Genomic DNA, 25,605 nt, shown 5'->3' on the forward strand with positions numbered 1-25,605 from the left:
TATATATAAATACTTTTAATAGAGTGTAATTAGGGAGTGTTCCCTGCTAAAAGGAGGAACAAAATGGAATACGTAATTGAGATGAACAATATTACAAAAGTATTCCCAGGCATTGTAGCGAATGATGATATTACGCTGCAAGTAAAACAGGGAGAAATACATGCTTTACTTGGAGAAAATGGTGCAGGGAAATCCACATTGATGAATGTACTATTTGGTTTGTACCAACCAGAACAAGGTGAAATTAAAATTAAAGGAAAACCTGTAAAAATTACAAATCCGAATATAGCAAATGACCTTGGTATTGGGATGGTCCATCAGCATTTTATGCTTGTTCATAATTTTACAGTTACAGAGAATATTATTCTTGGAAATGAGCCGAAGAAAAACGGGGAAATTGCTGTTGAAGAAGCGGCAAAAGAAATTAAGCAATTATCTGAACAGTATGGTTTGGCTGTTGATCCACATGCGAAAATTGAAGATATTTCTGTTGGGATGCAGCAAAGGGTTGAAATATTAAAGACTCTTTATCGTGGTGCTGAGATTTTAATATTTGATGAGCCAACCGCGGTGTTAACTCCTCAAGAAATTCATGAGTTGATTCAAATTATGAAAAAGCTTGTGCAAGAGGGGAAATCTATTATCCTTATTACACATAAGTTGAAAGAAATTATGGAAGTTTGCGATCGTTGTACAATTATTCGTAAAGGTAAGGGGATTGGTACTGTTGATGTAGCGGAAACGGATGAGCATAAACTTGCAGAGTTAATGGTCGGACGTCAAGTGAATTTTAAAACAGAAAAAATAGAAGCTAAACCAATGGAAGAAGTACTATCTATTGCAAACCTAATTGTTCATGATACGCGCAAGTTACCTGCTGTAAAAGGCCTTGACTTAACTGTTCGTGCAGGAGAAATCGTTGGGATTGCAGGGATTGATGGAAATGGTCAAAGTGAATTAATAGAGGCGATTACTGGTTTACGAAAAGTTGAGTCAGGTTCTATTGCAATTAAAGGAAAAGAAATAACGAATTGGCCTGTTCGAAGAATAACAGAAGAGGGGATTGGTCATATTCCTGAAGACCGTCATAAACACGGACTTGTTCTCGATTTTTCTGTTCGGGACAATATTGTTTTACAAACATACTATAAAAATCCATTTTCAAAGAAAGGGATTTTAAATTTTAGTAAAATTACAGAAAAAGCGAAAGCACTTATTGAACAGTTTGATGTACGTACACCTAGTGAACAAACGTTAGCTCGCGCTCTATCTGGTGGAAACCAACAAAAGGCAATTATTGCACGTGAGGTAGATCGTAATCCAGATTTATTAATTGCAGCACAGCCAACACGTGGTTTAGATGTAGGTGCGATTGAATTTATTCATAAAAAATTAATTGAGCAGAGAGATAATGGTAAGGCAGTATTACTTTTATCTTTAGAGCTGGATGAAATTTTAAATGTAAGTGATCGAGTGGCTGTTATATACGAAGGGAAAATTGTAGCGATTGTCGATGCGAAAGAAACAAATGAACAACAGCTTGGATTATTAATGGCCGGCGGGACAGGGAAAGAGAAGGTGAACACAAATGGCTAAAAAATTTTTAACAGAACGAACAATTAATATTTTAGTACCTGTGTTATCCGTAGTTTTCGGTTTACTTGTTGGTGCCATTGTAATGTTAGTTAGTGGATATGATCCAATTGTTGGATATGCCGCGCTTTGGGAAGGGATGGTTGGCAATCCACAAGCTATCGGTGAGACGTTGCGTACAATGATTCCGCTTGTATTAGCTGGTCTTTCAGTAGCATTTGCATTTCGTACAGGTCTTTTCAATATTGGAGTGGAAGGACAATTATTAGTTGGGTGGCTTGCTGCTGTTTGGTTTGGATATGCAGTGTCGTTACCAGCAATTTTGCATATTCCGTTATCTATTTTAGTGGCAGCAATTGTCGGCGGTTTATGGGGTTTTATACCTGGATATTTAAAAGGGAAACTTAAAGTAAATGAAGTAATTGTTACAATTATGATGAACTACATTGCACTTTATGTTACCTATGATCTTATTAAACGTTTTATCCACGAAGGTAATGAAAAATCTTATGACGTACAAGCAAGTGCTTCGTTAGCTTCTGATTGGTTATCTTCATTGACAGATGGATCTCGTTTACACTGGGGAATTGTTGTGGCTATTATCATTGCGATTGTAATGTGGTTCTTATTAGATAGAACAACGTTAGGGTATGAATTAAAATCGGTTGGTTTTAACCAAAATGCCTCTCAATACGCAGGAATGAAAGTATCGCGTAATGTTGTATTATCAATGACAATTGCTGGTGCTTTTGCAGGAATTGGTGGAGCTATGGAAGGATTAGGGACATTCCAAAGTATGACAGCAATGTCTTCGTTTACTGGTATTGGATTTGATGGGATTGCGGTAGCACTTTTAGGCGGAAATAATCCATTTGGTATACTATTAGCAGCTTTACTGTTTGGTGGTTTGAAAAGTGCAGCACCACAAATGAATTTCGAAGCAGATGTACCTTCGGAGTTAATTAACGTTATTATTGCATGTATTATTTTCTTTGTAGCGTGCAGTTATGTTTTACGCTGGGCACTTACACGCATGAGCAAGGAGGGGAAATAAATGAGCTTTTTAGATATTTTAGCCATTCTTGTGACGGGTACGTTATATACGGCAGCGCCACTTATTTTTACGGCGTTAGGTGGAGTGTTCAGTGAACGTTCTGGAGTTGTAAATATAGCGTTAGAAGGTTTAATGTTATTTGGTGCATTTATTGGTATTGTTACAACGTTATTAATGGGTGATACGTGGGGATCGATGACTCCTTGGATTGCATTATTATTTGCAGCAATTGGTAGTGGATTGTTTGCACTTCTTCACGCAGTAGCATCCATTACATTCCGTGCAGATCAAGTAGTGAGTGGGGTAGCGATTAACTTCTTAGCACTTGGTTTAACAGTATTTGCGATTAAGAAAATCTTTGGCAAAGGACAAACTGATTTCATTCAATACCGCATTGAAAAAATCGATGTTCCGGGTCTTTCGGATATTCCGGTAATCGGAAAAATCTTTTTCTCTAATGTACCGTTAACATCATATATTGCTATTATTTTAGCGTTTGTCGTTTGGTATATCATTTATAAAACGCCGTTCGGTCTTCGTCTTCGTGCGGTTGGTGAGCATCCAATGGCGGCGGATACGATGGGGATTAACGTATATAAAATGCGTTATATTGCAGTTGCTATATCTGGAATGTTTGCAGGGGTTGGTGGAGCGGTCTTCGCTATGTCGATTTCTGGTAACTTCTCAGGTGCTACAATTACTGGACAAGGTTTCTTAGCGTTAGCAGCAATGATTTTCGGTAAATGGAATCCACTCGGTGCTCTTGGAGCGGCTCTGTTCTTCGGATTTGCTCAATCATTAGGAATAACAGGCGGTACAATTCCAGTACTAAAAGAAATTCCAAGTGTATTCTTAACGATATTGCCGTATGTATTCACAATATTAGCGCTTGTTGGTTTTGTAGGTCGTTCTGAAGCTCCGAAAGCATTAGGAACTCCTTATGAAAAAGGAAAACGATAAGTATAAAAAAGCTCGCACATTAGTGCGGGCTTTCTTACATAGACTATATTTAATACGGAATTTTACTATGTTCCTTACATATTACAGTTTTTAGAAAGAGCTTAATGTAAGTATAGTGAGGAAGAAAAGTTGATTTTTTATTTCTAAAAACTGTATATTGAAGAGGAATATTCCTATATACGTAAAGGAGGGCTATAAATGAAACTGATGGAACAACAGTTACATGAGTTAGGTGGTTTACGAGTACATATTATTCCAACTGATAAATATAAAACAAATACATTTGTATTTCGTTTGAAAGCACCTTTAAATGAGGAGACGGTGACGGAGCGTGCCCTATTGCCATATGTATTGCAAAGTGCGACAGAAAAGCTTCCTTCTGTAATTCGTCTTCGTCAATATTTAGAAGAATTATATGGATCTTCTTTGGCAGTAGATGTAAGTAAAAAAGGAGAAGACCATATCATCTCTATTTATGTAGACATTGCAAATGAAGTATATTTACATGATGCACCACCGTTATTTGAAAAAGCGCTTTCTATGTTATCGGATATCGTTTTACATCCAGCGAAAGAGGGGAATGGTTTTCTGCCTTCTATTGTAGAAAGTGAAAAGAGAGCGCTCTTACAACGAATTGAAGCGACGTATGATGATAAAATGCGTTATGCAAACGAGCGTTTAATTGAAGAAATGTGCAAAGTAGAACCATATCGTTTAAGCGCAAATGGGAAAAAAGAGAGTGTTTCTTCTATTACAAATGAAAGTTTGTATCAATATTATCAAAAAGTGTTAGCGGAAGATGAAATGGACCTATACATTATTGGTGATATTTCAGAAAACGCAGTTGATCTTGTAAGTAAGTATTTTTCTATTTCAGCACGTCCTGTGAGGGAAAGAAATGTACTTCTTCATAAGAGAAATAATGAAGAAAAAGAAGTTGTGGAAAAACAAGAATTAAAACAAAGTAAATTACACATCGGTTATCGTACATTTATTACGTATAAAGACGAAGATTATTTTGCGCTGCAATTGTTCAATGGATTGTTTGGAGGATTTTCTCATTCGAAGTTATTCGTTAACGTTCGTGAAAAAAATAGTTTAGCGTACTACGCAGCATCTCGCTTTGAAAGTCATAAAGGTTTATTATTTGTCATGTCAGGAATCGAAGCGAAAAATTATGAAAAAGCGGTTGAGATTATTAAAGAGCAAATGCTTGCAATGCAAAATGGTGATTTTTCTGAAGAGGAGATGCATCAAACGAAAAGTGTCATTCGAAATCAAATATTAGAAGCGATTGATACACCGCGCGGATTTGTGGAAATGCTGTATCATGGTATTATTTCAGATCGTACGCGTCCGGTTGAAGAATGGCTTACAGGTATTGAAAGTGTGACGAAAGAAGAGATTGTGAAAGTTGCTAAAAATATTGAACTAGATACAATTTACTTTTTACAAGGAACGGAGGGAGAATAAATGGAGAAAATTGTTTATGAGCAATTAAAAGAGACACTCTATTATGAAAAACTTCCTAATGGATTAGATGTATATATTTTACCGAAGCAAGGATTTAATAAAACATTTGCAACGTTTACGACAAAATATGGTTCTGTGGATAATACATTCGTACCACTAGGTAAAGAAGAGATGATTCGTGTGCCGGATGGGATTGCTCATTTTCTTGAGCATAAATTATTTGAAAAAGAAGATCACGATGCGTTCCAATTGTTTAGTAAACAAGGGGCATCGGCAAATGCTTTCACATCATTCACAAGAACAGCTTACCTTTTTTCATGTACATCAAATGTAGAACAAAATTTAAATACATTGTTAAATTTCGTACAAGAGCCTTACTTTTCTGAAAAAACAGTTGAAAAAGAGAAGGGTATCATTGGGCAAGAAATTCAAATGTATCAAGATAATCCAGATTGGCGCTTATATTTTGGGTTAATTGATAGCTTGTTTGTAAAGCACCCGATTAAAATTGATATTGCGGGTACAATCGAGTCTATTAGTAAAATTACGAAAGACCTACTATATGAATGTTATGAAACGTTTTATCATCCAAGTAATATGTTAATGTTTGTTGTAGGTGCAATCGATCCAGAGAAAACGATGGATTTGATACGTGAAAATCAAGCGAAAAAAGATTATAAAAATCAACCGGAAATAGTACGTTCATTCGAAGAAGAACCAGATGAGGTAAATGAAAAGAAGAAAATTATTTCAATGCCTGTACAAACACCGAAATGTCTAGTTGGTATTAAAGCGACAAACTTAAAAGAAAAAGGAGAAGCCCTTTTAAAACAAGAAATTGCGCTTACGTTACTTTTAGATTATTTATTTGGGAAAAGTTCTGTTCATTACGAATCTTTATATAATGAAGGACTCATTGATGATTCGTTCTCGTATGATTATACGGAAGAGAATAACTTCGGTTTTGCAATGGTTGGCGGCGATACGAAGCAACCTGATGAACTGGAAGAGCGTTTGAAAGGTATTTTATTACACACAAATTATGATCAATTAGATGAGGCGGCATTAGAACGAGTAAAGAAAAAGAAAATAGGTGGCTTTTTACGCTCCTTGAATTCACCAGAATATATTGCAAATCAATTTACACGATATGCGTTTAATGAATCGAGTTTGTTTGATGCATTGACTGTATTAGAAAGTTTAACGGTTCAAGATTTACAAGAAGTAGCAAAATTATTATTATCAGAAGAAAAAATGAGCGTTTGTCAAGTTTTACCGAAAAAATAAAAGGTTTCACAATAATACCCTCATCTTATCATTGATAAATTGTAAGATGAGGGTATTATTTATTTGTGGGGAAAAGATTTTTTGAGATAAGAGAGGAATTGTATGAAAAAGTATGCATTAGTAACTGGAGGAAGCGGAGGGATTGGCTCTGCTATTTCGAAACAATTAATTCAAGATGGATATACAGTATATGTTCATTATAATAACAGTGAAGAGAAAGTGAATGAGTTGCAGAAAGAATGGGATGAAGTAATTCCTGTGCAAGCGAATTTAGCTTCTACTAATGGGGCAGAGCAATTGTGGAAACAAATTGAACATCCTCTTGATGTTATCGTATATGCAGCTGGGAAGAGTATATTTGGACTCGTAACAGATGTAACGAACGATGAATTGAATGATATGGTAGAACTTCAAGTGAAGAGTATCTATAAATTATTATCAATGGCACTGCCTTCAATGATTCAGCGGAGAAGCGGTAATATTGTACTTGTTTCGTCTATATGGGGACAAATTGGTGCATCATGTGAAGTGCTTTACTCGATGGTAAAAGGTGCGCAAAATTCATATGTGAAAGCTTTAGCAAAAGAAGTTTCATTAAGTGGAATAAGGGTGAACGCGGTGGCGCCAGGTGCAATTGAAACGGAAATGTTAAACGTATTTTCAGAAGAGGATAAGAATGAAATTGCAGAAGAGATTCCGTTAGGTAGGCTGGGATTGCCAGAAGAAGTAGCAAAAACAGTGTCATTTCTTGTATCTCCAGGTGCATCTTATATAACGGGACAAATTATCGGAGTGAACGGCGGTTGGCATTGCTAAAAATTTCTTACATAAAAAATGAAAAACTGTACAAATTAAGCATGATTCTATTACTAAGTAGTGAGGTGCTTACACATGTCAGTTTTAGATAATTTTGATCAATGGAAGAGCTTTTTAGGAGAACGTTTAGAGCAAGCGCAAGGAAAAGGTCTTGATGGTGGTGCTGTATCAGATATGGCATTTCGTGTTGGTGACTATTTAGCGAATGAAGTAGAAGCACGCAACGATCAAGAGAAACTATTAGCTGAGCTTTGGAAAGTTGCTGACGAACAAGAGCAACATACAATCGCAAACTTAATGGTAAAGTTTGTACAACATAAGTAAAAAATAGAGAGGAGATTCTCCTCTCTATTTTTTTTGTATAATAATTGAAAGGGATAGATTATACATTTAGCTTCCCTATTAAGGTGAAATCATATAATATAGTACGTAGGTGTAAAGTAAGCAAGGGGAGTGATCTTGGATGATTGAATGGTATTTTGAATATGAAATACATAAAAACCGACCTGGCTTGCTTGGTGACGTTTCTTCGTTAATCGGTATGCTCGGCATTAATATTGTCACAATTAATGGTGTAGATAATGCAAGGCGTGGATTACTCCTTATGTGTGATAATCAAGAGCAAATCTCTAGACTTGAATCAATTTTAAATACGATGGATAACATAACGGTAACGAAATATCGTCCGCCAAAGCTAAGAGATAAGCTAGCGGTTAGACATGGTAGGTACATACAACGAGATGCAGATGATAAGAAGACATTTCGGTTTGTGCGTGATGAATTAGGGTTACTTGTAGACTTTATGGCTGAAATAATGAAAAAAGAAGGCCATAAGCTAATTGGTATACGAGGAATGCCTCGTGTTGGAAAAACAGAATCCATTGTTGCCGCAAGTGTTTGTGCAAATAAAAGATGGTTATTTGTATCGTCTACTCTTATTAAGCAAACTGTTCGTAGTCAATTGATTGAAGATGAGTATAGCGACGACAATATTTTCATCTTAGATGGAATCGTGTCAACAAAGCGTGCTAACGAAAGGCATTGGCAGCTTGTTCGTGAAATTATGAGATTGCCTGCAACGAAAGTTGTGGAACATCCTGACGTATTTGTGAGTCAGTCAGAATACACATTGGATGATTTTGATTATATTATCGAGTTGCGTAACGATTATGATGAAGAGATTCAATATAATTTAGTAGATGAAATTGAGCAAGGTACGCAAAATAATTTCTCTATGTTTGACTTTTAAAGAAATATTGAGGTGTTAGTAGTGACAGAATTAGGACAAAAGCTGAAAGAAGCAAGAGGAACGAAAGGCTTGTCTATTGATCAGCTGCATGAGATTACAAAAATTCAAAAACGCCATTTAGTAGCGATTGAGGAAGGCAATTATGATGTATTGCCAGGAGCTTTTTATGCGCGTGCATTCATTAAACAATACGCAGATGCGGTTGGATTAAATGGAGAAGAACTGCTTGTGGAATATCAGAGTACGATACCGCAATCTGAAAAGCGTGACGTTCCGCAAGTATCAACTGGACAAAAAACGCAAGAAACAATGCAAAAGTCTTCATCATGGCCAATTGCAGATCATATGCCCAAAATCTTAGTTGCGCTGTTAGTTATTGCAATTGGAGTAGTAATTTGGTTTGTTTTCCAAGCGTTGACTGGAAAAGATGATGAGAAAGTTCCGAATGCTCAAAGCGAGAAAATTGAAGTTAAAAAAGCGGAAAACTCTCCGTTAGATACGAAGAAAGATGAAGTGAAAGCGGAAGAGCCGAAAAAAGAAGAACCGAAAAAAGAAGAGCCAAAGAAAGAAGAACAACCAGCGCAACAAACGGGACAACAAGAAATCAAAGTAATTGGGACAACTGGTAAGGAATCCACTTTGGAAATTCATAATAATAAAACGTTAGAACTAGAAATTACAACAAAAGGCGCAAGTTATGTAGGTATTAAAAATGAGGCAGGAAATGATATCTTTAGTGGAACAATAGAGGAAGGTCAAACTCAAAAATATGATTTATCAACAGCGAAAGTGGTAAACCTTAATATAGGAAGTGCACCGAATGTTGAATTTAAATTAAATGGCCAAGTCGTTACATTCCCGTTGAATCCAGAAGAGAATTATCATCAAAAATTCTTGATTAAAAATCTAGGGATAGAGCAACCTGCACAATAACAGTCATCGCTTCGATGACTTTTTTCAATGAACAAATGTTTTTGATATGATGGAGGAATAGCTGTGAATTTACCAAATAAAATTACAATATCTAGAATCTGCTTAATTCCAATTTTTATGGTAATTATGTTAGCGCCCTTTGATTGGGGTTCATACACAATTGGTGATGTTAATTTACCAATTCAACATTTAGTAGGAGCGCTTATCTTTATTGTTGCTTCGGCTACAGATTGGATTGATGGACATTACGCAAGAAAGTATAATCTTGTAACGAATTTAGGGAAGTTCCTTGACCCGTTAGCTGATAAATTACTTGTTTCAGCGGCACTTATCACGTTAGTTGAGATGCAATACGTACCTGCTTGGATCGTTATTGTCATTATAAGCCGTGAGTTTGCGGTAACTGGTTTACGTCTTGTACTTGCTGGAACAGGGGAAGTAGTTGCGGCAAATCAACTAGGGAAAATTAAGACGTGGACACAAATCATCGCGATTGCGGCATATTTATTACACGATGTGCCTTTAAATTTAATCCATATTCCAGTTGCTGATATTTTTATATGGATTGCATTAATTTTTACTGTTATTTCAGGATGGGATTATTTCTGGAAAAATAGAGCTGCTTTTGTAAACTCAAAATAGAAGTTTATGGGGGAATTGGGATGAATGCTGAAATTATTGCGGTTGGAACAGAATTATTACTTGGACAAATTGCAAATACAAACGCCCAGTTTTTATCTGAAAAGTTAGCTTCAATTGGCATTAATGTGTACTACCATACTGTAGTTGGAGATAATAACAAACGATTACAGCAGGCGATTGAAGTTGCAGAAGAGCGTGCGGACATGCTTATTTTTACAGGTGGATTAGGCCCGACAAAAGATGATTTGACGAAGGAAACAATTGCGTCTAGCTTAGGGGAAGAGCTTGTATATGACGAAAATGCATTAGCATTAATAAGCGATTATTTTAAGCGTACAGGTCGTGAGTTCACTGAAAATAATAAAAAGCAGGCACTCGTTTTGAATGGGGCAAATGTATTTGCAAATGATCACGGTATGGCACCTGGTATGGGGTTAAATAAGAACGGAAAAGTTTATATTTTATTACCAGGACCACCGAAAGAGATGAAGCCAATGTATGTAAGTTATGTAGAGCCTTTTTTACGTAACTTTACAACAGGAGAAAACATTTATTCTCGCGTGCTTCGCTTCTTCGGAATTGGAGAATCTCAATTAGAGGTGAAAGTTCAAGATTTAATTGATGGACAAACGAATCCGACAATTGCCCCGCTTGCCAATGATGGAGAAGTGACATTACGTTTAACTGCTAAACATCAAAATGTTGATGAAGCAGAGAAACTCATTCAGCATGTGGAAGATTTGATTTTAGAAAGAGTAGGAGAGTTTTTCTACGGGTATGACCAAGAGTTTCTGCATTATAAGGCGATAGAGTTATTGAAGAAAAAAGGATTAACTTTAGCGTGTGCGGAAAGTTTAACAGGTGGTCTCTTCGGTAATCAAGTAACAGAAAGTGCTGGTGTATCTTCCGTATTTAAAGGCGGTGTCATTTGTTATCATAATGATGTGAAGCAACATGTATTACATGTACCTGAGGAAGTGTTGTCTACTGACGGTGCAGTTAGTAAAGAATGTGCTCGTTATCTTGCTGAAAATGTTAAAGAATTATTAAAAGCGGATATCGGAATTAGTTTCACTGGGGTAGCAGGACCAGATGCTTCAGAACATAAAGAGCCGGGAACTGTATTTGTTGGATTGGCGATTAAAGATGAACCAACTGTAGTCTTTCCTCTAAATTTAAGCGGAAGTCGTCAACAAATTAGGGAACGCTCAGCAAAATATGGATTTTATCATTTGTATAAAAAGCTAGAAGAGATATAAGTCTCTTTTAGCTTTTTTTAATGGTTAAATGCGGTTATATTTAATGAAAAATAAAAAAATCGAATAAATGTTCGATTTTTGTTGGCAAATTGAATTGAAAATAGGTATAATAAGATTAGCAATTCAGTTAAGGAGGAATTTTGAATGAGTGATCGTCAAGCAGCGTTAGATATGGCGTTAAAACAAATAGAGAAGCAATTCGGTAAAGGTTCAATTATGAAATTAGGAGAACAAGCAGAGCGTAAAGTTTCTACGGTTTCTAGTGGTTCTTTAGCACTAGATGTGGCACTAGGAGTAGGCGGATACCCACGTGGCCGTATTATCGAAATTTACGGACCTGAAAGTTCAGGTAAAACAACAGTTTCATTACATGCAATTGCAGAAGTACAGCGCCAAGGTGGACAAGCGGCGTTCATCGATGCTGAGCATGCAATGGATCCTGTATATGCACAAAAATTAGGTGTTAACATCGATGAATTACTATTATCACAACCTGATACAGGGGAGCAAGGTTTAGAAATCGCAGAGGCACTTGTACGAAGTGGTGCGGTTGATATTATCGTAATTGACTCTGTAGCAGCTCTTGTACCAAAAGCTGAGATTGAAGGAGACATGGGTGACTCACACGTAGGTTTACAAGCTCGTCTAATGTCTCAAGCACTTCGTAAACTTTCAGGTGCAATCAATAAATCAAAAACAATCGCAATCTTTATTAACCAAATTCGTGAAAAAGTTGGGGTTATGTTCGGAAACCCAGAAACAACTCCAGGTGGTCGTGCTTTGAAATTCTATTCAACTGTTCGTCTTGAAGTACGTCGTGCGGAGCAATTAAAACAAGGTAACGACATTGTTGGTAATAAAACAAAAGTAAAAGTAGTTAAAAATAAAGTGGCACCACCATTCCGTGTTGCGGAAGTTGATATTATGTACGGAGAAGGTATTTCAAGAGAAGGTGAAATCTTAGATATGGCTTCTGAACTTGATATCGTTCAAAAGAGTGGTGCTTGGTACTCTTATAATGAAGAACGCTTAGGACAAGGTCGTGAAAATTCGAAGCAGTTCTTAAAAGAAAATACGGATTTAAGAGAAGAAATTGCCTTCTTTATTCGTGAGCATCACGGAATTAGCGAAGATTCAGGTGCTGAAGATATGGAAGATCCAAGTCTTCTTGATTAAAGTGGGATAAAAGACACGGCTTCGTGTCTTTTATTTTTGTATCATTATGAAAGCGTTGTATATTGTTGGAGATAAAATATTTAATCCATCTAAATCATTATGTGTACAGAGGGATATATGCGTGTTTTACATGAATAAACTGGAATTTACTAAGGTTTTCCAGGATAATATGCTCTCTGCTTTTTACATTCCTATATAAATTAGAGCTGAAGGTAAAGAAAGTAAAAGTAGACAACGCTTGACAATGAAAATTGCGATAGATACAATGAGAATGTATATTTTTTCTTATATACGAAACACTCTTCTCAAGAAGAGAAGTAATATTCGGAGTAAGACTTAAATCTTGCCGAAATAATAATATGACATTTTAATTGTGAAATGAAGAAAGTCCCTTAAAAAAGCGGGACGACGGTCTTTGCTGTATGTTGGTATTCAATGTACATGCCGACAGTCTTTTTTCATTCATAGCAAGGGGAGGTGAAATCATGAGTAGTACAGTTTGGATACTCATCTCCATTTTGCTTGCAACAGTCGGTGCAGTTGTTGGCTTTTTTGTTCGAAAGTCTATTGCTGAAGCGAAGATTAATGGTGCAGCCAATGAAGCGAAACGTATTCTAGACGAAGCGAATCGTGAGGCTGAAGCACTTAAGAAAGAAGCGCTTTTAGAAGCAAAGGATGAAATTCATACACTTCGTACAGAAGCTGAATTAGAAATTCGTGACCGTAGAAGCGAATTACAAAAACAAGAAAATCGTTTAATGCAAAAAGAAGAGAACCTTGATCGTAAAGACGAAACGCTCGATAAACGCGAGCTACAGTTAGAAAAGAAAGAGGAATCTCTTGTAGCGAGACAACAACAGATTGAAGAGTTGGAAAGCAAAGTGGGAGAGTTAGTTCAAAAGCAACAAACAGAATTAGAGCGCATTTCCAATCTGACACGCGAACAAGCGAAAGCAATTATTCTTGGTAAAGTAGAAAGTGAAGTTTCTCATGAAATTGCCGTAATGGTAAAAGAAAGTGAAGTTCGTGCGAAAGAAGAAGCAGATAAGAAAGCAAAAGAGATTTTATCTCTTGCAATGCAGAGATGTGCAGCTGATCATGTTGCTGAAACAACCGTTTCGGTTGTAAATCTTCCAAATGACGAAATGAAGGGACGTATTATCGGACGTGAAGGTCGAAATATTCGTACGTTAGAAACGTTAACAGGTATTGACCTAATTATCGATGATACACCAGAAGCGGTTATCCTATCTGGATTCGACCCAATTCGTCGTGAAACAGCTCGTATCGCTCTTGATAAACTAGTACAGGACGGACGTATTCACCCAGCGCGTATTGAAGAGATGGTCGAAAAATCAAGACGTGAAGTGGACGAGTATATTCGCGAAGTCGGAGAGCAAACAACATTTGAAGTGGGTGTTCACGGATTACATCCAGATTTAATTAAGATTTTAGGTCGTTTAAAATACCGTACAAGTTACGGGCAAAACGTCTTAAAACACTCTATGGAAGTGGCATATTTAACTGGACTTATGGCAGCAGAGCTTGGTGAGGATGAAAAACTAGCAAGACGTGCTGGTCTATTACATGATATCGGTAAAGCGATTGACCATGAAGTAGAAGGTAGCCACGTTGAAATTGGTGTTGAACTCGCAACGAAATATAAAGAGCATCCTGTAGTTATAAACAGTATTGCATCTCACCACGGAGACACAGAACCAACTTCTATCATTGCAGTTTTAGTTGCAGCAGCAGATGCATTATCAGCTGCAAGACCTGGAGCTCGTAGTGAAACACTTGAGAACTATATTCGTCGTCTTGAAAAGTTAGAAGAGATTTCAGAGTCTTATGAAGGCGTAGAAAAATCTTTCGCAATTCAAGCAGGACGAGAAGTTCGTATTCTGGTAAAACCAGATACAATTGATGATTTAGAAGCTCATCGTTTAGCTCGTGATATTCGAAAACGTATTGAAAATGAACTGGATTACCCAGGGCATATTAAAGTAACTGTTATTCGTGAAACACGTGCAGTGGAATACGCAAAATAAAGTGGTGAAACACCACTTTATTTTTTTGTGTTGGAATTGGTTAAAATAAAGGAAATTAGTTATACCTAGCATACAAGTGAAACAAACTTATAATAAATATATTGTAAGATAATTACTTGAAGCTATAGTAATAAAAAATGTAGTACATAGGAAGGGTAAGACATATGAGAATATTATTTGTTGGGGATGTAGTAGGATCTCCGGGTAGAGGTATGATTCAACAATACGTACCGGCACTAAAGAAGAAATATACACCTACAGTAACCATTATTAATGGAGAAAATGCAGCAGGTGGACGTGGAATTACGGAAAAAATATATCGTAACTTTTTAGAATGCGGAGCACAAGCGGTTACACTTGGAAATCACGCTTGGGATAACCGTGAAGTATTTGAATTTATTGATGATGCAAAATATCTTGCAAGACCAGCTAACTTCCCAGAAGGGACTCCAGGAAAAGGGCTTATTTTTGTGAACTGTAATGGAACAGAAGTTGCAGTTATTAACTTACAAGGACGTACGTTCCTTCCTCCAATTGATTGTCCATTCCGTAAAGTGGATGAATTAATTAACATTGCGAAAAAACGTACGAATATTATTTTTGTTGATTTCCATGCGGAAACTACAAGCGAAAAACAAGCGTTAGGTTGGTATGTAGATGGTCGTGCTACAGCGGTAGTAGGTACACATACGCATGTTCCTACAGCAGATAATCGCATTTTACCAAGCGGAACGGCATATATCACAGATGTTGGTATGACAGGGCCGTACGATGGAATTTTAGGTATGGACCGAGAAGCAGTATTGAAGAAGTTTTTAACAAACTTACCAGTACGATTTGAAGTGACAAATGGTAGAACACAATTAAGTGCAGTGCTAATTGATGTGGATCCTAATACAGGAAAAGCTAAGAAAATTGAGCGTATCTTAATTAATGATGATCAGCCATTTTTTGAGTAATTTCTATTAAAATTTAGATAAGTTATTATTTTTTAATTTTTTAGAAAAATTACAGAAATTTAGCAGGAATACGTGTCATTCCTCGTGAATATAAGTTAAAGTGAAATAATTGCTAATACTTTTTATAGAAACGAGGAGGAAACGCGGAATGGAAATATTAAAAGTTAAAGCAACGTCGGTCCCTAATTCTGTAGCTGGTGCACTTGCAGGTGTTATTCGCGAACGCGGAACAGCAGAAATTCAAGCCATTGGTGCAGGTGCATTGAACCAAGCGGTAAAGGCAGTAGCAATTGCAAGAGGATTTGTAGCGCCTAGTGGTTTGGACCTGATTTGTATCCCAGCGTTTACGGATATTATGATTGATGGGGAAGAGCGTACAGCAATAAAATTAATTGTAGAACCTCGTTAAGTTTAAACAACCTGTTTGCAGTATGCAAACAGGTTGTTTTTATAATGGAGGAATGGAAATGAAAATATTTGATGCCCATTGTGATGTACTCTTTCAGTTATGGAATGCGAAGGGGAAAAAGGATTTTAAACATGATTCGCAATTACATATTACGTTTGAACAGTTAAAGAGAAGAAAAGGAAGTATACAATGTTTTGCTATATATGTTCCAGAAATAGTGGCGTATGAAAAAAGATTTGAAGTGGCATTACAAATGGTAGATATTTTTTATAATGAAATTCTATCACTACCGGGTGTAAAGTTTATTCGAACAAAAGATGATATGAACATGTTAAAACAAGACGAGATTGGAGCGATATTAACACTAGAAGGATGCGAAGCACTTGGAAAAGATGAAATGAAATTACGGTTGTTTTATCGCCTAGGAGTACGTTCTTTTGGGCTAACATGGAATTATGCCAATTTATTAGCTGATGGTGCACTAGAGACGCGTGGGGCAGGTTTAACGACTTTTGGTAAACATGTTGTACAAGAACTGAATGCATTACATGTATGGACTGATGTTTCTCATTTGAATGAAAGAAGTTTTTGGGATGTGATTGAAATTGCAAGAAATCCAATTGCCTCCCACTCAAATTGTAGGAAACTTTGTCAGCATCCACGTAATTTAAATGATGAACAACTTAAAGTTCTTATAAAGCGAAATAGCGTGATTGGTGTTACTTTTGTACCACAGTTCCTAACAAGTGAAAAACAAGCGAATATAACAGATATAATAAGACATATCGAATATATTTGTTCGTTGGGGGGAGAGAACAATATAGGATTTGGTTCGGATTTTGATGGGATATTAGAAACGGTTGTAGATGTATCAGCGTATGGAGATTATGAAAATGTAATTAACGAGCTTTGTAAACACTATGCTGCATCTACTGTAGAGCGATTTTTATATGATAATTTTGTTGAACATATAAGCTTTTAAAATTTTTGTTTTAAAAATCCAGAAAAATTAGAATTAATTCATTTGATATTATTGCTTTTTTTAAGACCTAATACTAGAATGAAAAACAAAATAGCTTTATACTAAAGATTCAGGGAAATCAGAAGAGGCATAATTTGCGTCCATTGTAGTTTATTTGCATAAAAAATGCTAAACTATTACTGTAAAAAAATACACTACAATGAATGCAGCCAAAAGGGGTGTAGGAGATGATTAGTCAACTTTCATGGAAAGTTGGAGGCCAACAAGGTGAAGGAATTGAAAGTACAGGAGAAATCTTCTGTATTGCATTAAACCGATTAGGATATTACCTATACGGTTACCGCCACTTCTCATCACGTATAAAAGGCGGCCATACAAATAATAAAATTCGTGTAAGTACAACAGAAGTACGCGCGATCTCAGATGATTTAGATATTTTAATTGCTTTTGATCAAGAAACAATTGATTTTAACTTCCACGAATTACGTCCAGGTGGGATTGTAGTTGCAGATGCGAAATTTAATCCGACAATACCTGACAATACAGATGTAAATCTATATGTGATACCGTTTACAGATATTGCTTCAGAATTAGGCACATCATTAATGAAAAACATGGTTGCTGTTGGAGCATCAAGTGCGGTATTAGGATTAGATGAAACAGCTTATTTAGATGTTGTTGAAGAGATCTTTGGTCGTAAAGGAGAGCAAGTCGTTCAAAAGAACATGGATGCAATTAAGCGCGGCTCTCAATATATGAAAGAGTTACTAGGTGAAAAAGTAAACATGATGCAGCTTGAAAAAGCTGATGGTCAGAAACGCATGTTTATGATTGGGAACGATGCAATTGCATTTGGTGCAGTAGCTGGTGGTGCTCGCTTTATGTCTGCATATCCAATTACACCTGCATCAGAAATTATGGAATACTTAATTAAAAAATTGCCAAAAGTCGGCGGAACAGTAATCCAAACTGAGGATGAAATCGCAGCTTGTACAATGGCAATCGGTGCAAACTATGCTGGTGTTCGTACATTAACTGCGTCTGCTGGTCCAGGTCTATCTTTAATGATGGAAGCAATCGGTTTAGCAGGTATTACAGAAACGCCATTAGTAATTGTTGATACACAACGCGGTGGCCCAAGTACAGGATTACCAACGAAACAAGAGCAGTCTGATTTAATGGCAATGATTTACGGTACGCACGGTGAAATTCCAAAAATCGTAATGGCGCCAAGTACAGTGGAAGAAGCTTTCTATGATATTGTAGAAGCGTTTAACTTATCTGAAGAATATCAAGTACCTGTTATTTTCTTAACAGATTTACAGCTTTCTTTAGGGAAACAGACAGTAGAACCACTTAAGTTAGATAAAGTGGAAATTCGTCGCGGTAAGCTTGATTTAGAAGCGGAATTACCAGAACGTGAAAATAAAGCATACTTCAAGCGTTATGAAGTAACAGAAGATGGTGTTTCACCACGTGTTTTACCTGGTATGAAAAATGGTGTTCACCATGTTACAGGTGTAGAACATGATGAAACTGGTAAACCATCTGAATCAGCTATAAACCGTAAAGATCAAATGGACAAACGTTTCCGTAAAATGGAGAACTTGAAGTTTAATACCCCTGTTTATAAAAATGTTAAGCATGAAGAAGCAGACGTATTGCTTGTTGGATTTAACTCAACTCGTGGTGCAATCGAAGAAGCAATGGAACGCTTAGAACAAGAGGGTATGAAAGTAAACCATGCTCATGTGCGTTTAATTCACCCGTTCCCAACAGCTGAAATCGATCCACTTGTGAAAAATGCGAAGCGTGTTGTAGTGGTAGAAAACAATGCAACAGGTCAACTTGCTAACATTATGAAAATGAATCTTGGTAACGGTGAGAAAATTTCTAGTCTTTTAAAATATGATGGGAACCCATTCTTGCCGAAAGAGATTTACAACGAATGCAAAAAAGGGGTTGTATTAAATGGCAACATTTAAGGACTTTCGTAACAGTGTAAAACCAAACTGGTGCCCAGGTTGCGGAGACTTCTCAGTGCAAGCTGCAATTCAACGTGCGGCAGCTAACGTTGGCCTAAATCCAGATGAACTTGCTGTTATTTCTGGTATCGGCTGTTCAGGTCGTATTTCAGGATATATTAATTCATATGGTGTGCATAGTATTCATGGTCGTGCCCTTCCAATTGCGCAAGGTGTGAAAATGGCAAACCGTGATTTAACAGTTATCGCATCAGGTGGTGACGGTGATGGATTTGCGATTGGTATGGGACATACGATCCATTCTATTCGTCGTAACATTGACATTACGTACATCGTAATGGATAACCAAATTTACGGATTAACAAAAGGGCAAACTTCACCACGTAGTGAAGCTGGATTCAAAACGAAAAGTACACCACAAGGTTCAATTGAACCGTCACTAAATGTTATGGAAATGGCTTTAACAGCTGGTGCAACATTTGTGGCGCAAAGCTTTTCAAGTGATTTAAAAGAATTAACACAAATTATTGAAGCTGGTATTAATCATAAAGGATTTTCATTAATTAACGTGTTCAGCCCATGTGTTACTTACAATAAAGTAAATACTTACGATTGGTTTAAAGAGAATTTAACAAAACTAAGTACAGTAGAGGGATATGATCCGTCTAATCGCATGATGGCTATGCAAACATTAATGGAAAATAACGGATTAGTAACAGGTTTAATTTATCAAAATACAGCGCAACCTTCATACCAAGAACTAGTAAAAGGATATAGTGAGAAGCCTTTAGTGCAATCTGATTTAAATATGGATCAGAAAATGTTTGATGAACTTGTTGCTGAATTTATGTAATATAAGAAGAGGAGGTTGCCATTTGGCAACCTTTTTTTATGAGTGAAAATAAGGTAGTCTTATTTACTTAGAAAATTCAGAATGGTACAATAATATGTAAATCGTTGTATGGAAATGGCAAGTTCATTGCTAATAAAATGTAAGATAAGACAGCGCCAATTTTTTGTTAAAATTGGCGAAACGCTTCATACTATGGTAATGTTTATAGAGATAAAGCAATATGCTTTTTAGTAGGACAAAAAGAAATATAAAAAGGGAATGTCTATTTGTGTGGGGAAGACTTCATTCTTATAGATGATTAGATTGGTTACTCAAGTTTCAAAGGACAAGTTATCTCTCAAGCTATCTAACCATTTTTGAGGTGGGTCTAAGCGCATTAAAATGGACTATAAAGTGTGTATAGTTAAGGGTGAAAGGAGATTACCGATGAACGAGCAACAACGATTAGCAAGTCAACAAGCAAATTCCTCTAAGAAAAAAGAAGAGAAAGATTATAGTAAATACTTTGAAAGTGTATACCAACCACCTTCCTTAAAAGAGGCGAAAAAACGAGGGAAAGAAGAAGTTAAAATTGAACGGGATTTTGGCTTACCTGAAGAGTTTCGCAATTTCGGTACAGGAAGAAAGTTCTATATTCGTACATATGGTTGTCAAATGAATGAGCATGATACAGAAGTAATGGCAGGTATTTTCACTGCACTTGGATATGAACCAACCTTTTCAACTGAAGAAGCAGATGTAGTATTATTAAATACTTGTGCTATTCGTGAAAATGCTGAAAATAAAGTGTTCGGTGAACTAGGGCATTTAAAGGCGCTAAAACGAAGAAATCCTGATCTTTTAATTGGTGTATGTGGTTGTATGTCTCAAGAGGAATCTGTTGTAAATAAAATTATGCAAAAAAATCAGCATGTAGATATGGTGTTTGGAACGCATAATATTCATAGATTACCGTACATTCTAAAAGATGCAATGTTCTCGAAGGAGACGGTAGTTGAAGTTTGGTCCAAAGAAGGAGACGTAATTGAAAATCTTCCGAAAGTACGTCGTGGTGATATTAAAGCTTGGGTAAATATTATGTATGGCTGTGATAAGTTCTGTACATATTGTATCGTACCGTATACACGCGGAAAAGAGCGAAGCAGACGTCCAGAAGACATTATCCAAGAGATTCGTCATTTAGCTGCGAATGGTTATAAAGAAATTACGTTACTTGGACAGAACGTAAATGCATATGGTAAAGACTTTGAAGATATAGAATACGGTCTTGGCGATTTAATGGACGAACTCCGTAAAGTTGATATTGCCCGTATTCGTTTTACAACGAGCCATCCACGCGATTTCGATGATCACTTAATTGAAGTGCTTGGAAAAGGCGGCAACTTAGTAGAACATATTCACTTACCAGTTCAATCTGGAAGCACAGAAATGTTAAAAATTATGGCACGTAAATATTCACGTGAGCATTACTTAGAGCTTGTAAGAAAAATTAAAGAAGCAATTCCAAATGCGGTATTAACAACTGATATTATCGTCGGTTTCCCGAATGAAACAGATGAGCAATTTGAAGAAACGATGTCGTTATATCGTGAAGTAGGGTTTGATACTGCCTTTACCTTTATTTATTCTCCGCGTGAAGGTACACCAGCTGCAAAAATGAAAGACAATGTACCGATGGAAGTAAAGAAAGAACGTCTTCAACGCTTAAATGCATTAGTAAATAAATTGGCAATTGAAAAGAATAATCGTTATAAAGGTCAAATTGTAGAAGTGTTAGTTGATGGGGAAAGTAAAAATAATCCAGAAGTACTTGCAGGTTATACTCGTACGAATAAACTTGTAAATTTCGTTGCTCCAAAGTCTTTAATTGGTCAGCTTGTGAAAGTAAAAGTAACGGATGCAAAAACTTGGTCTCTTAACGGAGAATTAGTTGAAGAGCCGATTGAGGTGGAATAATAGATGAAAGTATATTCGAAAGATGAAATTGTTGAGCAAGCGAAAGAATTAGCAAAAATGATTTCTGAAACAGAAGAAGTTGATTTCTTTAAGAAAGCAGAGGCGCAAATTCATAAAAATGAAAATGTGAAGCGCGCAATTGATGAAATTAAAGCACTGCAAAAACAAGCAGTAAACTTGCAACATTACGGGAAATGGGAAGCTTTGAAAAAAGTAGAAGCTGAAATTGATGCCCTGCAAGATAAGTTAGATAGTATCCCAGTTGTACAAGAATTTAAATCTTCACAAACATATGTAAATGACTTACTACAGCTAGTTGCAAGTACGATTTCTAACAACGTAACAGATGAAATATTAATTTCAACTAATGGCGATGTATTGAAGGGTGAAACGGGCGCAGCGGTAGAAAGTAAAAAAGGAAATTGTGGTTGTTAAAGAGATGTCGAATTGACATCTCTTTTTTTAGTGGATTAAACGTAAGTTCTTCTCAAAAAAAGAATGACACATTCCGCTATTGTCACGCATATGATTAAGTGAATAGTGATTGAGGAGGGTTACGAATGTCCGAATTTAGAGAGATTATTACAAAAGCAGTGGTTGGAAAAGGACGTAAGTATACAAAGTCAACGCATACATGTGAATCGAATAATGAGCCAACAAGTATTTTAGGGTGCTGGGTAATTAACCACTCGTACGAAGCAAGAAAGAATGGAAAACATGTGGAAATTGAAGGTTTCTACGATGTGAACACTTGGTATTCATTCGATGGCAATACAAAGACAGAAGTTGTAACAGAACGTGTAAACTACACAGATGAAGTAAGCATTGGATATCGTGATAAAAACTTTTCTGGTGATGATTTAGAAATTATTGCTCGTGTCATTCAGCCACCAAATTGTTTAGAAGCTCTTGTATCACCAAATGGTAATAAAATTGTTGTAACGGTAGAACGTGAATTTGTAACAGAAGTAGTTGGCGAAACGAAAATTTGTGTAAGTGTAAACCCTGAAGGTTGTGTAGAATCAGATGATGCTTTCCAAATTGAAGATGATGAGTTTGAAGAGTTAGATCCGAACTTTATCGTTGATGCAGAAGAAGAGTAATAGAAAGCTAGGGAGAAGTTCTTCCTAGCTTTTTACTTTACATAAGTGGTGCTTAGATGAACATGATTGCTAATGAAATGTGCTATAATGAAGAAAGACTCCTGAAATAGGAGATAAGAGTGTCCGTGAAATGTGACATATATGAATATAGATTATTATGTAAGAATTATGGAGGATAAGTATGACGCAATATACGCCTATGATACAGCAATATTTAAAAGTTAAGGCAGACTATCAAGATGCCTTTTTATTTTTCCGCTTAGGTGATTTTTATGAAATGTTCTTTGAGGATGCGGTTAAAGCAGCCCATGAACTTGAAATTACATTAACGAGCCGAGACGGTGGTAGTAGTGAACGTATACCGATGTGCGGTGTACCGTATCATGCGGCTAAAAACTATATTGAACAACTTGTTGAAAAAGGATATAAGGTAGCGGTTTGTGAGCAAGTAGAAGACCCAAAAACAGCTAAAGGTGTAGTGCGCCGTGAAGTAGTACAATTAATTACGCCAGGAACGATGATGGAAGGGCGTACGATTGATGAGAAAGAAAATAACTTTTTAGCCGCATTAACACATTTTGAAGATGGATCATATGCGTTAGCTTGTAACGATTTAACGACTGGGCAAAATACAGTAACGTTATTGACTGGTTCAGTAGAAGATATTTTATTAGAAGTGTATGCAACTGGTTCGAAAGAAATTGTTGTAGATTCTTCCTTTTCTAAAGATGAACTAAACAAGTTAACTGAAACGTTAAAAATGACGATTTCATATGAAGATGCAACGGCAATTCCTGAAGGGCTAGAACATCTTGTGAAAAATGTTTCACAAGCAAAGTTAATTAAAGCAGTTGGGCGCTTATTTAACTATGTAATAAGAACGCAAAAACGTTCATTAGATCATTTGCAGCCTGTGGAAATTTATTATACGAATCAATTTATGAAGATTGATGTGCATTCAAAGCGAAATTTAGAGCTGACAGAAACACTTCGAACGAAAGAAAAAACAGGATCATTATTATGGCTATTAGATAAGACGAAGACTGCTATGGGTGGTCGTATGTTAAAACAGTGGATGGAACGTCCACTTATACAGAAGGAACGAATTGAAGAGCGTTTAGAAATGGTTGAAACGTTTGTAAATGATTACTTCTTGCGTGAAGATTTAAAAGAAAAGTTAAAAGAAGTATATGATTTAGAACGTTTAGCAGGGAAAGTTGCATTTGGTAATGTGAATGCACGGGACTTATTGCAGTTGAGACGCTCGTTACTGCAAGTGCCAGCTATTTTAGAAGCGATTAGTTTGTTAGATAACGCGTATGCAGCGAGATTAATTCAAGGTGCAGATCCATGTGAGAGCTTAACAGAATTACTAGGAAGAAGTATTCAAGAAAATCCACCACTTTCTATTAAAGATGGAGATATTATTAAAGATGGTTATAATGACAAGCTTGATCAATATCGTTACGTGAGTAAAAACGGAAAAACGTGGATTGCTGAGCTTGAAAAACGAGAGCGTGATATTACAGGAATTAAATCGTTAAAAATCGGATACAACCGTATTTTCGGGTACTACATTGAAGTAACGAAAGCAAACCTTGGAGCATTACCAGAAGGCCGCTATGAGCGTAAACAAACGCTTGCTAATGCGGAACGTTTCATTACAGATGAACTAAAAGAAAAAGAAACATTAATCTTAGAAGCAGAAGAAAAAATTGTACAACTAGAATATGATCTATTTACAGCACTTCGTGAAGAAGTAAAAGTATTTATTCCGAAATTACAGCATTTAGCGAAAGTAATCAGTGAATTAGACGTACTGCAAAGTTTTGCGACAGTGAGTGAAGAAGAACAGTTTGTAAAACCTGTACTAACAACGAAGCGCGAAATCTTTATTAAAGATGGTCGTCATCCTGTCGTAGAAAAAGTATTGAACGGGAAATTGTATGTACCGAATGATTGTATTATGCCAGAGAGTATGGATGTATTTTTAATTACAGGACCGAACATGTCTGGTAAAAGTACGTATATGAGACAATTAGCACTTGTAACGGTTATGTCGCAAATCGGTTGTTTCGTACCAGCAACAGAAGCAGTATTACCTGTATTTGACCAAATCTTTACGAGAATTGGCGCGGCGGATGATTTAATTTCAGGTCAAAGTACATTTATGGTCGAAATGTTAGAAGCGAAAAATGCCATTGCAAACGCATCAGAAAGAAGTTTAATTTTATTCGATGAAATTGGACGCGGTACATCTACGTATGATGGTATGGCACTTGCACAAGCCATCATTGAACATATTCACGACCAAATTGGTGCAAAAACGTTATTCTCTACACATTATCATGAATTGACAGTGCTAGAAGAAAGTTTGGATCAACTGAAGAATGTACACGTTTCAGCTATTGAAGAGAACGGAAAAGTAGTATTCCTTCATAAAATTCAAGACGGGGCAGCAGATAAAAGTTACGGAATTCACGTTGCGCAACTTGCGGAGCTTCCAGATAGCTTAATTGCTCGTGCGAAAGAAGTGTTAGCGCAATTAGAAGGACAAGAAGAAATTATTATTCCAAAGCGTGTAGAAGTGAAAATGCAAGAGCAAGAAGTAATTCCAGAACCTGTAGTTGTAAAAGAAGCGCCAGTAGAAATAGAAGAAACAAAGGTAGAGAATGAAGAAGAATCACAACTATCATTCTTTGGTGGAGAACAGTCCCCGAAAAAACAAGACAAGCCAGTTCTAGATACAAAAGAAACGGCAGTACTTGCGCAAATTAAAAAAATTGATTTACTTGATATGACACCTTTAGAAGCGATGAATGAACTGTATCGCTTACAGAAAAAGTTAAAGAAAGGATGAGTAAGTAG

At 36.4% G+C, this 25,605-nt stretch carries 22 protein-coding genes; all 22 read left to right on the top strand.

The annotated features are described in order from the left end of the window. The first annotated feature begins 63 nt into the window (after positions 1 to 63). Positions 64 to 1,596, top strand: coding sequence for an ABC transporter ATP-binding protein (locus PDK19_RS04725; RefSeq protein WP_270706654.1), 1,533 nt, complete (start codon positions 64 to 66; stop codon positions 1,594 to 1,596). Beyond that, positions 1,589 to 2,647 (top strand): ABC transporter permease, encoded by a 1,059-nt coding sequence (locus PDK19_RS04730; RefSeq protein ID WP_001074499.1) that lies wholly within the window; start codon positions 1,589 to 1,591, stop codon positions 2,645 to 2,647. Before PDK19_RS04725 ends, PDK19_RS04730 begins: the two co-directional genes overlap by 8 nt. Further along, entirely contained in the window at positions 2,648 to 3,607 is a 960-nt protein-coding gene (locus PDK19_RS04735) for an ABC transporter permease (RefSeq protein ID WP_000008842.1), read from the top strand. A gap of 198 nt (positions 3,608 to 3,805) precedes the next feature. Then, positions 3,806 to 5,080 carry an EF-P 5-aminopentanol modification-associated protein YfmF gene (gene yfmF, locus PDK19_RS04740; protein WP_049113038.1) on the top strand — a complete coding sequence of 425 codons (1,275 nt, stop codon included), beginning with the start codon at positions 3,806 to 3,808 and terminating at the stop codon, positions 5,078 to 5,080. After that, positions 5,081 to 6,367 (top strand): EF-P 5-aminopentanol modification-associated protein YfmH, encoded by a 1,287-nt coding sequence (gene yfmH, locus PDK19_RS04745; protein WP_270706656.1) that lies wholly within the window; start codon positions 5,081 to 5,083, stop codon positions 6,365 to 6,367. A 102-nt stretch (positions 6,368 to 6,469) separates the two neighbouring features. Then, positions 6,470 to 7,183, top strand: a complete 714-nt coding sequence (gene ymfI, locus PDK19_RS04750; RefSeq protein ID WP_000759612.1) for an elongation factor P 5-aminopentanone reductase — start codon at positions 6,470 to 6,472, stop codon at positions 7,181 to 7,183. Positions 7,184 to 7,258: 75 nt separating this feature from the next. Further along, positions 7,259 to 7,507, top strand: coding sequence for a DUF3243 domain-containing protein (locus tag PDK19_RS04755; RefSeq protein ID WP_000114454.1), 249 nt, complete (start codon positions 7,259 to 7,261; stop codon positions 7,505 to 7,507). 139 nt (positions 7,508 to 7,646) lie between these two features. Continuing rightward, positions 7,647 to 8,432, top strand: coding sequence for a DUF3388 domain-containing protein (locus PDK19_RS04760; RefSeq protein WP_000574107.1), 786 nt, complete (start codon positions 7,647 to 7,649; stop codon positions 8,430 to 8,432). Positions 8,433 to 8,453: 21 nt separating this feature from the next. After that, positions 8,454 to 9,365 carry a helix-turn-helix domain-containing protein gene (locus PDK19_RS04765; RefSeq protein WP_000137481.1) on the top strand — a complete coding sequence of 304 codons (912 nt, stop codon included), beginning with the start codon at positions 8,454 to 8,456 and terminating at the stop codon, positions 9,363 to 9,365. Positions 9,366 to 9,428: 63 nt separating this feature from the next. After that, positions 9,429 to 10,007 carry a CDP-diacylglycerol--glycerol-3-phosphate 3-phosphatidyltransferase gene (gene pgsA, locus PDK19_RS04770; protein WP_016718296.1) on the top strand — a complete coding sequence of 193 codons (579 nt, stop codon included), beginning with the start codon at positions 9,429 to 9,431 and terminating at the stop codon, positions 10,005 to 10,007. A 20-nt stretch (positions 10,008 to 10,027) separates the two neighbouring features. Further along, positions 10,028 to 11,266 (top strand): competence/damage-inducible protein CinA, encoded by a 1,239-nt coding sequence (cinA, locus tag PDK19_RS04775; protein ID WP_000990722.1) that lies wholly within the window; start codon positions 10,028 to 10,030, stop codon positions 11,264 to 11,266. 144 nt (positions 11,267 to 11,410) lie between these two features. Continuing rightward, entirely contained in the window at positions 11,411 to 12,442 is a 1,032-nt protein-coding gene (gene recA / locus PDK19_RS04780) for a recombinase RecA (protein ID WP_001283850.1), read from the top strand. 485 nt (positions 12,443 to 12,927) lie between these two features. Beyond that, positions 12,928 to 14,490, top strand: coding sequence for a ribonuclease Y (gene rny, locus PDK19_RS04785; RefSeq protein WP_061183976.1), 1,563 nt, complete (start codon positions 12,928 to 12,930; stop codon positions 14,488 to 14,490). A 164-nt stretch (positions 14,491 to 14,654) separates the two neighbouring features. Further along, complete coding sequence (locus tag PDK19_RS04790; RefSeq protein ID WP_001221095.1) at positions 14,655 to 15,449, top strand: TIGR00282 family metallophosphoesterase; 795 nt, start codon at positions 14,655 to 14,657, stop codon at positions 15,447 to 15,449. Between the two features lie 148 nt (positions 15,450 to 15,597). Next, on the top strand, positions 15,598 to 15,858 hold the full coding sequence (gene spoVS / locus PDK19_RS04795; RefSeq protein ID WP_000404341.1) for a stage V sporulation protein SpoVS: 261 nt from the start codon (positions 15,598 to 15,600) through the stop codon (positions 15,856 to 15,858). A 58-nt stretch (positions 15,859 to 15,916) separates the two neighbouring features. Continuing rightward, positions 15,917 to 16,840 carry a dipeptidase gene (locus tag PDK19_RS04800; protein ID WP_270706659.1) on the top strand — a complete coding sequence of 308 codons (924 nt, stop codon included), beginning with the start codon at positions 15,917 to 15,919 and terminating at the stop codon, positions 16,838 to 16,840. A gap of 227 nt (positions 16,841 to 17,067) precedes the next feature. Further along, positions 17,068 to 18,825, top strand: coding sequence for a 2-oxoacid:acceptor oxidoreductase subunit alpha (locus PDK19_RS04805; protein WP_000625421.1), 1,758 nt, complete (start codon positions 17,068 to 17,070; stop codon positions 18,823 to 18,825). Next, positions 18,812 to 19,678 (top strand): 2-oxoacid:ferredoxin oxidoreductase subunit beta, encoded by an 867-nt coding sequence (locus PDK19_RS04810; RefSeq protein ID WP_000190154.1) that lies wholly within the window; start codon positions 18,812 to 18,814, stop codon positions 19,676 to 19,678. Before PDK19_RS04805 ends, PDK19_RS04810 begins: the two co-directional genes overlap by 14 nt. Positions 19,679 to 20,104: 426 nt before the next feature. Next, on the top strand, positions 20,105 to 21,634 hold the full coding sequence (miaB, locus tag PDK19_RS04815; protein ID WP_001005374.1) for a tRNA (N6-isopentenyl adenosine(37)-C2)-methylthiotransferase MiaB: 1,530 nt from the start codon (positions 20,105 to 20,107) through the stop codon (positions 21,632 to 21,634). Positions 21,635 to 21,637: 3 nt separating this feature from the next. Beyond that, on the top strand, positions 21,638 to 22,069 hold the full coding sequence (locus tag PDK19_RS04820; RefSeq protein WP_000870462.1) for a RicAFT regulatory complex protein RicA family protein: 432 nt from the start codon (positions 21,638 to 21,640) through the stop codon (positions 22,067 to 22,069). 125 nt (positions 22,070 to 22,194) lie between these two features. Next, positions 22,195 to 22,737 (top strand): outer spore coat protein CotE, encoded by a 543-nt coding sequence (gene cotE / locus PDK19_RS04825; protein WP_001288798.1) that lies wholly within the window; start codon positions 22,195 to 22,197, stop codon positions 22,735 to 22,737. Between the two features lie 181 nt (positions 22,738 to 22,918). Beyond that, complete coding sequence (gene mutS, locus PDK19_RS04830) at positions 22,919 to 25,597, top strand: DNA mismatch repair protein MutS (RefSeq protein WP_270706661.1); 2,679 nt, start codon at positions 22,919 to 22,921, stop codon at positions 25,595 to 25,597. Positions 25,598 to 25,605: the final 8 nt, after the last annotated feature.

The organism is Bacillus cereus group sp. BcHK124, assembly GCF_027712065.1.
GTDB classification, from domain to species: Bacteria; Bacillota; Bacilli; order Bacillales; family Bacillaceae_G; genus Bacillus_A; species Bacillus_A pacificus.